Below are 9394 nucleotides of genomic sequence, written 5' to 3'. Positions count from 1 at the left end.
AAGATTTCTTGAACTTCACGATAGCTAAGGTTATAACGAAGATAGTAGCCCACGGCTACAATAATCACATCCTGCTGAAATTGCTTTCCTTTAAAATGATTCATCGTCATTCCTCCTGCTATCTTTTTCTATTATTCTACCTTATTTGATAGTAGATTTAAAACTTTGCAACAGAACCGTCATAACTCAAGAGTATTAATTCCAGTGGAATTAATATATGTAACTGGTCATGACTAATGGTCAAAAATTTGGCGGAAACGAATATATAGATATTTATGGAGAAAGTAGATTTTTATATTTTCTCATAAAAAATGAAAAATATATATTGGAAATATTTTGAAAAAATTAAATTTATGCATCTTTTAAAAAAAGCGGAATAACTAATGAAAGAAAATACTGTAATCAAAGTGATATATTATATAGGTACTTTGTAAGAAATGAAAAAACTACAGTTGACCATAGCTGAAAAGATTAATCTTTCATTTCTTACTTTTTAGTTTTTAAAGACCAATACATATGAAGATTTATTTTGTTATGTACTTGATCTCTATTAAAAATTATTTAAATAAAGTACAATTGGATGTGATGACATGATGAACCGATAACGAAAGGAGTAATTATATGAATCATTTTTTTATTGATAAGGATAATCCCACACCTTTATATTACCAATTACAAAAAACAATAATAGAAAAAATTGATAACGGAACTTATCAAGAGGACGAAAGTTTACCTCCCGAAACAATAATTATTAAAGAATCTGGTTTAAGTAGAACTACTGTAAGACAGGCAATTGAAAACCTAGTTAACGAAGGATATTTAGAAAAAAGAAGAGGGATTGGAACCTTTGTGATACCTCGGAAGAAGCACTTATGGAATTTGCAAGAATTAAGAAGTTTCCGAGAAGAGTTTGAAACCAATGGAAATAAGAGTTCTACTAAGTTACTTTCAATTGAAAAGATAAAAAAAAATGATGAGCTTGTAAAGATTTTTGGAAATGAAGTAACTGATTTCTATAAAATAGAGCGATTAAGATTTCTTAATGAAACTCCTGTGATAGTCGTTACTACTTATGTCCCTGTTGCTTATGCAAATGGATTAGAAGAAGATGATTTATCAAATAATTCTTTATTTGCAATTATGAAAGAAAAGTATGATGTCAAAATTGGTTTTGCCGAAAAAGAATTTCGTGCTAAAAAAGTTGAAGAGGAAGACTCAATTTTACTAAATATAAAAAATAACGAACCTATTCAGCATGTTGAAACAAGAACCTATGATATAGGTGGAACTCCTGTTGAGTATTCAATCTCTCGAGACAGAGGAGATATTAGCGTTTATAAAATCATATTAAAAAAAAGTGAATAGTATTCACTTTTTTTTATTGCCTTCTTTTTAATTCATGATATAATGAGGTTATGACGTCGTTACTACGACTTAAATAAAACTGGAGGATGATGCTTTATCGAGATTATGAATGGAAAGATAGCTGTTGTAACAGGTGGAGGAAGCGGTATTGGTGCGGGTATCTGTCTAGAACTTGCTAGAATAGGTGCACAAGTCATTGTAAGCGATATCAATGGAGAGGCAGCTCTCGAAGTAGCTAAAGAGATTGAGGATAATGGATTTAAGGCAGAAGCAAGAAAATTAGATGTGACCAATGCTAATGATATAAAAGAATTAGGAGATTATATTAAAGAAAAATATGGACTAGTTGATTATTGGGTTAATAGTGCTGGTATCTCTAAGATAATTCCATTTTTCGAACACACAGAAGAATTATGGGATAATACATTAGATATTAATTTAAAAGGTCAGTTCTTATGTTGTAAGGTTGCAGTAGAACAGATGTTAGAAAAGGGAAAAGGAAGTATCATAAATCTATCTTCTCAATCCGGAAAAGTAGGAACGAGTAGTTATCAAGCTTATTGCTCAAGTAAATTTGGTGTTATTGGATTAACACAATCATTAGCAGCTGAATTTGGGCCTAAGGGTATTAGAGTTAATAGTATTGCACCAGGAGTAATATATACACCAATGTGGGATGAACAAAAAAAAGATTATGCAAAAAAACGAAACTTAAATCCAGATGAAGTGATGGATTATTTTAAGGCTAAAATTCCGTTAAGAAAACTGGGAACAGTGGAAGATGTAGCAAAATTAGTTAAATTCTTACTAAGCGACGATGCAACTTATATAACTGGACAAACGATTAATTTAAACGGCGGAGACATAATGTTTTAACAGAGAGGGAAAAATCATATGAATATGAAAATAAAAATACAAAAATTTGGTGGTTTTTTAGCAGGTATGGTTATTCCTAATATTGGAGCATTCATAGCGTGGGGATTAATAACGGCTTTATTCTTAGAAACTGGCTGGTTACCTAATGCTGATTTAGCGACGATGATTTCACCAATGCTGCAATACTTGTTACCTATTTTAATTGCTTATACTGGTGGACGAATGATCTATGGTCAACGTGGAGCGGTAGCAGGTGCGGTTGCCGCTTCAGGAGCAATTTTTGGATCAGAAATTCCAATGTTCCTGGCTGCAATGATTCTTGGACCACTCGGAGGGTGGACTATCAAAAAAGTAGATACAGCAATAGACGGTAAAATAAAATCTGGATTTGAAATGTTAATCAATAACTTTTCAATTGGTATAATTGGACTTATATTAGCAGTGTTTTCATTCTATGTCATAGGGCCTGTTATTGCTAGCTTAACTGCTCTAGCTACTAGTGGTATTAATTTCTTAATTGCTGCAGGATTATATCCTTTATTAGCAGTTATTATCGAACCAGCAAAAGTATTATTTTTAAATAATGCCATTGATCAAGGTATTTTTGTTCCACTTGGAGCATCGGAAATACTAGAACATGGAGGGAAAACATTATTCTACATGCTTGTATCGAGTCCTGCACCTGGGGCTGGTATTCTAATTGCTTATTCTATGTTTGGTAAAGGGAATAGTAAGAAATCTGCTCCATCAGCATTACTAATCCAATTTATTGGTGGAATCCATGAAGTTTATTTCCCTTATGTATTGATGAGACCACTTATGTTTTTAGCTGTTATTGCCGGTGGTATCGCGCAAATTATTGTGTGGGTATTATTGAATGCAGGATTAGCTGGATATCCTCATCCTGGAAGTATCATATCCTTCTTAATTATGCTTCCAAAAGGAGGAGCTATTTCAGTATTACTAGGTATCTTAGCAGGAATTTTAGGCAGTTTGCTTACTGCTGCAGCCATCCTAAAATTAGATAGATCAGTAGTAGAAGATGAAGATGTATCTTTAGGTGATGATATCAGTAATATGCTTGGCGTTGAAAAAGTAGCACCAGTAATATCAGGAAATGAAGATGAAAATGTTAATGGAAATGAGAAAAGAAGATTATCATGGAAAACTTCAGAAATAGATGTGATTGTCTTTGCATGTGATGCTGGTATAGGTTCTAGTGCCATGGGTAGTGGTATTTTGAAAAATAAAGTAAATAAAGCAGGATTAAATATCAAAGTAATAAATGAAGCGGTAGATAGTGTTAGTAAAGATACAAAAGTTATCGTTACTCACGAAAAACTATATGAGCGTGCGAAGATGGTAGCTCCTAATGCAGTAGTCAGAACGGTAAAATCATTTTTAAATGATCCTCAGTATGATATCTTAATAGAAGACTTAAAAGAAGGGACGGTCCAAGATGAAAATAACTGAGAATCAAATTGAATTTAAGCAAGAAAGTGTCTCTAAAGAGCAAGCAATTAGAGAAGCAGGTAGAGTACTGTTAAAAAACAATCTAATTGAGGAGCAATATATAGAGTCAATGTTAGAAAAAGAAAAATCAGATATCACGTATATAGGGAATGGAATTGCTATTCCTCATGGTATGAATGAAGCTAAGAAATATGTTAAAAAATCAGGCATATCGGTTATCCATTATCCAAATGGTATTCAGTACGATGAAGATAAAGCTTATCTAATTATTGGTATTGCTGGAGGCGACAATGATCATTTAGAAATCTTACAAGATTTAGCTGTAAAACTTTCTGATGAGGATTATGTTGAATCACTAGTTAAAGCTCCTAATAGTGACGAATTTTTAGAAATATTCAATCAGTAAACACTGGGAATCCGGTCACCCAGAAGTACATTATACGGATGGAGTAGAAGCCACAACTGGCCCCCTCGGCCAGGGAATTGCCAACGCTGTTGGAATGGCAATGGCTGAAGCGCATCTTGCAGCAACTTATAATAAATTAAATTATAATATTATCAACCATCATACCTATGCGCTTTGTGGCGATGGAGATTTGATGGAGGGTGTGTCAGCAGAGGCAGCTAGCTTGGCAGGTCATTTGAAACTTGGAAAGTTAATTGTTTTATATGATTCAAATGATATTTCGTTAGATGGACCAACCTCTAAAGCCTTTACAGAAAATGTAGGTAAAAGATTTGAAGCGTATGATTGGCAACACATTTTAGTTGAAGATGGTAATAATGTAGACAAAATTGATCAAGCTATTGAAAAAGCAAAGAAAAATACGCTTCAACCAACTTTGATTGAAGTGAAAACAATCATTGGCTATGGTGCACCAAACGAAGGAACACACAAAGTACACGGCGCTCCTTTAGGTGCAGAAGGCATCCAAGCTGCTAAAAAAGTATACGATTGGGAAGGCAAAGATTTCTTCGTGCCTGATGAAGTAAGCCAAAGATTTGAAGAATCAATGGTTGATAAAGGCGGAAAATCTGAAAAAGAATGGCAAACATTATTTAATGATTATAGTAAAGATTATCCTGAATTAGCAGAACAATTTGAACAAGCTATGAACAATGAACTGCCAAAAGACTGGGATAGCAAACTACCTAGTTTTACAGAGGGAGATTCTGCTTTAGCTTCACGTGTTTCAAGTAGCCAAGTATTAAATGCTATTTCTGAGACTGTTCCCGCTTTCTGGGGTGGGTCTGCGGATTTATCTTCTTCAAATAATACAATGGTTGCTGGTGAAAAAGACTTCCAACCCGGGCAATACGAAGGAAGAAATATTTGGTACGGTGTACGCGAATTTGCTATGACAGCCGCAGCAAATGGGATTGCCTTGCATGGTGGTTCAAAAACTTACGTGGGAACATTCTTTGTTTTTACAGACTATTTAAGAGCGGCCGTTCGTTTAGCAGCTATTTCTAAATTACCTGTAACGTATGTATTTACACACGATTCAGTTGCTGTTGGAGAAGATGGCCCAACACACGAGCCTGTAGAACACCTTTCAAGCTTACGGAGTATGCCTAATTTAACTGTCCTACGTCCCGCTGATGGAAATGAAGTTGTTGCTGCATGGAAGATTGCTATGACATCAACAGATCACCCAACAATGTTGGTATTGTCTCGTCAAAACTTACCTGTTTTACCAAAAACAAACGAATTAGCAAAAGAAAATGTTGTTAAAGGTGCTTATGTCCTTTCGCCACAAGACGGCGAAACTCCAGAAGGTATCTTGATCGCTACTGGATCTGAAGTTGCCTTAGCAATGGCAGCACAAAAATCTCTTAAAGCAGCTGGAAAAGATGTTTCTGTCGTTTCCATGCCAAGTTTTGATTTATTTGAAAAACAAGACGCTGCATATAAAGAATCTGTTTTGCCAAATGCTGTTCGCAAACGCGTTTCTATTGAAATGGGTTCAAGCTTTGGTTGGGAACGTTACGTAGGACTAGATGGTGCAATGATAGCTATCGATAAATACGGAGCAAGCGCACCTGGAGATAGAGTAATTAAAGAGTATGGATTTACAGTAGAAAATATTGTGTCAATTTATCAAAGTATGTAAGAGTCTGATAAAAACATTTAGTATTTAAAAGAACTCTGAAGAACCATTAATTAGTGGTTTTTCAGGGTTCTTTTATTATATTTTATTCATGTGTAGCATTAAGGTGTACCCTAAATACACATTGATATTATGTTGAAAAATCTAGCGTTCTGACGTATGATTAGGGTGTATTTTAAATGCTTAAGAAAAGTAGGAAATAAATTTGAAAATTGCTTATATTCGAGTTTCATCCATCGATCAAAATGAACAACGCCAAATTGAAGAAATGGAAAAGTTTGGCGCTGAAAAAATTTTTATAGAAAAGCAATCTGGAGCAACTATCAGTCATCGGCCAATTTTTCAGGAAGCTTTAGATTTTGTCAGAGAGCAAGATATTTTTATTGTAGAAGCCATTGATCGACTTGGACGAAATTATGACGAAATTATCGATTCAGTTAATTATCTAAAGAAGAAGAATGTGCGACTTATTATCACCAGTTTACCAATCATGGCTGAAGCAATCGGAAATCCTCTCCTGGATAAATTCATCAAAGACTTAATCATTCAAATCTTAGCCATGATTGCCGAACAAGAGCGTACTGAATCTAAACGACGCCAGGCACAAGGAATTAAGATTGCTAAAGCAAACGGCGTCTATAAAGGTCGTCCTAAGTTATACAGTGCAGAAACAAAAGATCCTCAGCGACGCCTTGTTTATAAAAGCATCGTTCAGGATCTGGAGAATGGAGTTGCTATTTCAAAAATTGCAAAAGACTACAATGTGACTAGGCAAACAATTTACCGAATAAAAAAAGACATCGACCAACTAATTGTATGATTTCTTTTTTGAATCACTTAATAATTAATTAGCTTTGTCATCAATACAGACAATCGTTTAGATTAATCTAGCTAAGTCGATTATATTCATGTTAACGAGAATTTAGTTAACATAAATATAACAATGCAGAAACCATCCCGATTTAAAGCTATTTACCATTGACAACTCCCAGATAGCAGAATAAAGTTCAACACTCAGCAAATCTCTGCTGGGTGTTTTTGTTATATTATCACTGAATCGCACTTTTTCTGGTAGTTAATTATGAATCTATTTGATTTCAGAATGAATAAGTTTGGTCAAAAATTGTTTCAATAATTCTGCTTCTTCTGATGAAAAATCTTTGAGGACCTTTTGATTCATTTCTTCAGTCGTACTTTTAATCGAAGTTTTCATTTGATTGGCCTTATTAGTTGGTGTTACAAATATTATCCTTCTATTATCGGGATCAACTTCTCTATTAATCAGGTCTAATTTTTGCATTTTATCTAAAATCCCAGAAACCGTTGGTGCCTCTAAGTGAAGTTTTTTCCCTATCTCCTTAGGCGTAGTTTTATTATCTGGTACGGACCATATGTAGGTTAAGACACCGGCTTGTGCAGACGTAATCCCTTGTCTTTCTAATAATTTACTATAATACTTGAAAACTTTATGTTGGGTAACACTCAATAAATAATTCATACAATTGTCTACCATGATAAATCCCTCCAGTAATCATTGACAGAACTATAGTATCATGTTAAGTTCTGATTGAAAACATTTTTGACACAAAACTATTTTGTTGAGAAAGGAATTTTGAGTATGGATACATTTAAAGCATTGATTGTGAGAGAAAATAATGGGGACGTCAGTTATCAAGTAGAAGAGCACACGAAGAAAGATGCGTTGGACGATGGAGAAGTTTTGATAAAAGTCGCATATTCTTCAGTTAATTACAAAGATATGTTAGCTGTCCAAAAGAATGGCGGCGTTATACGAAATTATCCTATGATTCCAGGAATCGATTTAAGTGGAACAATTGAAGAGTCTGCAGATCCTAATTATACTAAGGGGCAGCAAGTCCTAGTCACTGGCTATGATATGGGAATGACGCATACTGGAGGTTTTTCAGAATATGCTAGAGTACCTTCTTCATGGATCGTACGGTTACCTGAAAACTTATCGATGAAGGAAGCCATGATTTTTGGTACTGCTGGTTTAACCTCAGCTCTTTCCATTTTTGAATTAGAAAAAAATGGAATGAATCCGTCTCTTGATCAAGCTATTCTAGTGACTGGAGCTACAGGTGGAGTAGGTAGTATCGCACTAAAAATCTTATCCCAAGCTGGATACAAAAATATTACTGCATTGGTTAGAAAAGAAAATCAGATCCAAGTTGCCAAGGAATTAGGTGCGCAAAAAGTTATTCTCCTGAGCGATTTTGAGTTCACAAAAAAGCCATTGGCTAAGCAAACTTTTAATTACATTTTAGACACTGTAGGAGGAGAACTAGTTTCAAATTTACTTCCGTATATATGTTATCAAGGAAGTGCATCTCTATGCGGAAATGCCGGAGGGATTAAATTAAATACAACTGTCTTACCGTTCATATTGCGTGGAATAAATCTTATTGGTATTGATTCAGTAAATATATCGCAAGATTTTAGACAAATGATCTGGGCGAAAATGGCCAAAGAATGGAAAATAACGGACAGTACTCTATTCACTGAGATCTCATTAAACGAACTTCCCGATACAATTCAATTGTTAAAAGAGGGGAGACATCTTGGTAGAACAGTTGTAGATATTACGAAATAATATTCCTTAAAAATAAGTATAGATAGAGAATAGTCACCCCATATGTAAAATGGGAACTTTCATCCTCTATCTATATATTTTAAGATGGGGGCATTGAATTATGAACTATGTTCATCTGTCAGCTGAAGAGCGTGGACAAATAGAAGCGTATTTGTTCTCAAACCGAGATAGTACGTTGATTGGATCGACATAGGTCAACGATCTCTAGAGATATCAAACGTGGGTCCGAGCAAAGAAAGAAGAATAGTCTCGCTAGTTTGCCATATCAAGCAACAAGTGTCGGCAACATGGCACGCATTCGTAAGAAAAATTGTGGAACAACAACTAAGACCACCGTACACAATACTAAAACGATTATGAAGTATCTCGAAATGAAATATTCACCTGAATAGATAGCAAATGCTGTCCGTAGTGTAAAAGTCTATACTTCAACGATATACACCTGGATATACAAGAAAATCGTTCCTATTGATATTAAGAGATTACGTGGTCACGGAAAACGCCAGCTCAAAAGCTCAAACTAGAATACGCGAGAATTACATGATATTTTCAAGAAGATATTTCATTTTCTGTAAAATATATTTGTCGAACAATATCATCAGTTTAAGTTTATAATCAGGAATAAAAAGAGCAAAAAACGGACTATTTTTACATGAAAGCAATTCATAGTTGCACTTAAACTTAACATTCACCAGTAATTTTAATCTCCCGAATACTAGAATAAAGTGCAACATCCAGCAATTCTCTGTTGGGTGTTTTTGTTATGTACCAGGGGTTAACATTGAATAATAAGCTATTTTAAGCTAAAATTTAAATATACTTATACCGGCTTAAAAGGAGGCATGTTTATGATTCAAAAGAAACGGCTTGAGTTAATTTTAGAGGAATTGAAGACGCGCGGAACTCTTAGTTTGAAGGAAATTGTTACCTTAACAGGTTCTTCAAGAGATACAGC

8 protein-coding genes and 2 pseudogenes are annotated in these 9394 nt (G+C 34.5%); 8 read left to right on the top strand and 2 right to left on the bottom strand.

The window, feature by feature from the left end; translation table 11 throughout:
- Nucleotides 1–104, bottom strand: a pseudogene (locus ACKTSC_RS12810) (IS6 family transposase); the annotation flags it as partial.
- Nucleotides 105–621: 517 nt separating this feature from the next.
- Here ACKTSC_RS12810 and ACKTSC_RS12805 point away from each other — a divergent pair.
- The 6 genes and pseudogenes from ACKTSC_RS12805 (at nucleotide 622) to ACKTSC_RS12780 (ending at nucleotide 6645) form a co-directional block, all read left to right on the top strand.
- Nucleotides 622–1365, top strand: a complete 744-nt coding sequence (locus tag ACKTSC_RS12805) for a GntR family transcriptional regulator (RefSeq protein ID WP_187957959.1) — start codon at nucleotides 622–624, stop codon at nucleotides 1363–1365.
- Nucleotides 1366–1470: 105 nt separating this feature from the next.
- Complete coding sequence (locus ACKTSC_RS12800) at nucleotides 1471–2241, top strand: SDR family NAD(P)-dependent oxidoreductase (protein WP_407857794.1); 771 nt, start codon at nucleotides 1471–1473, stop codon at nucleotides 2239–2241.
- Nucleotides 2242–2259: 18 nt separating this feature from the next.
- Entirely contained in the window at nucleotides 2260–3714 is a 1455-nt protein-coding gene (locus ACKTSC_RS12795; RefSeq protein WP_407857793.1) for a PTS transporter subunit EIIC, read from the top strand.
- Complete coding sequence (locus tag ACKTSC_RS12790; RefSeq protein ID WP_407857792.1) at nucleotides 3701–4120, top strand: PTS mannitol transporter subunit IIA; 420 nt, start codon at nucleotides 3701–3703, stop codon at nucleotides 4118–4120. Before ACKTSC_RS12795 ends, ACKTSC_RS12790 begins: the two co-directional genes overlap by 14 nt.
- A pseudogene (gene tkt / locus ACKTSC_RS12785) lies at nucleotides 4119–5828 on the top strand (transketolase); the annotation flags it as partial. The gene ACKTSC_RS12790 and the pseudogene tkt, both read left to right, overlap by 2 nt.
- A gap of 202 nt (nucleotides 5829–6030) precedes the next feature.
- Complete coding sequence (locus tag ACKTSC_RS12780) at nucleotides 6031–6645, top strand: recombinase family protein (RefSeq protein ID WP_407857791.1); 615 nt, start codon at nucleotides 6031–6033, stop codon at nucleotides 6643–6645.
- A gap of 267 nt (nucleotides 6646–6912) precedes the next feature.
- Here ACKTSC_RS12780 and ACKTSC_RS12775 read toward each other — a convergent pair whose 3' ends face one another.
- Nucleotides 6913–7338: a MarR family winged helix-turn-helix transcriptional regulator gene (locus ACKTSC_RS12775; RefSeq protein ID WP_407857790.1), complete on the bottom strand. Its 426-nt coding sequence runs from the start codon at nucleotides 7336–7338 to the stop codon at nucleotides 6913–6915.
- Nucleotides 7339–7443: 105 nt separating this feature from the next.
- Between ACKTSC_RS12775 and ACKTSC_RS12770 the strand changes: the two genes are divergently transcribed.
- Nucleotides 7444–8439: a YhdH/YhfP family quinone oxidoreductase gene (locus ACKTSC_RS12770; protein WP_010830860.1), complete on the top strand. Its 996-nt coding sequence runs from the start codon at nucleotides 7444–7446 to the stop codon at nucleotides 8437–8439.
- Between the two features lie 179 nt (nucleotides 8440–8618).
- Entirely contained in the window at nucleotides 8619–8831 is a 213-nt protein-coding gene (locus tag ACKTSC_RS12765) for a hypothetical protein (protein WP_407857789.1), read from the top strand.
- Nucleotides 8832–9394 lie beyond the last annotated feature (563 nt).

Source organism: Enterococcus hailinensis (assembly GCF_045862035.1).
In the GTDB taxonomy this organism is placed as follows: Bacteria; Bacillota; Bacilli; order Lactobacillales; family Enterococcaceae; genus Enterococcus_A; species Enterococcus_A hailinensis.
The sequence above is the reverse complement of the archived record's forward strand: the minus strand, read 5'-3'. Positions and strand labels throughout refer to the sequence as shown.

Excerpts from the sequence above, each read along its gene's own strand:
- ACKTSC_RS12775 (WP_407857790.1), bottom strand. The coding sequence starts at position 7,338 with ATGGTAGACAATTGTATGAATTATTTATTGAGTGTTACCCAACATAAA.
- ACKTSC_RS12795 (WP_407857793.1), top strand. The coding sequence starts at position 2,260 with ATGAATATGAAAATAAAAATACAAAAATTTGGTGGTTTTTTAGCAGGT.
- ACKTSC_RS12805 (WP_187957959.1), top strand. The coding sequence starts at position 622 with ATGAATCATTTTTTTATTGATAAGGATAATCCCACACCTTTATATTAC.
- ACKTSC_RS12790 (WP_407857792.1), top strand. The coding sequence starts at position 3,701 with ATGAAAATAACTGAGAATCAAATTGAATTTAAGCAAGAAAGTGTCTCT.
- ACKTSC_RS12770 (WP_010830860.1), top strand. The coding sequence starts at position 7,444 with ATGGATACATTTAAAGCATTGATTGTGAGAGAAAATAATGGGGACGTC.
- ACKTSC_RS12800 (WP_407857794.1), top strand. The coding sequence starts at position 1,471 with ATGAATGGAAAGATAGCTGTTGTAACAGGTGGAGGAAGCGGTATTGGT.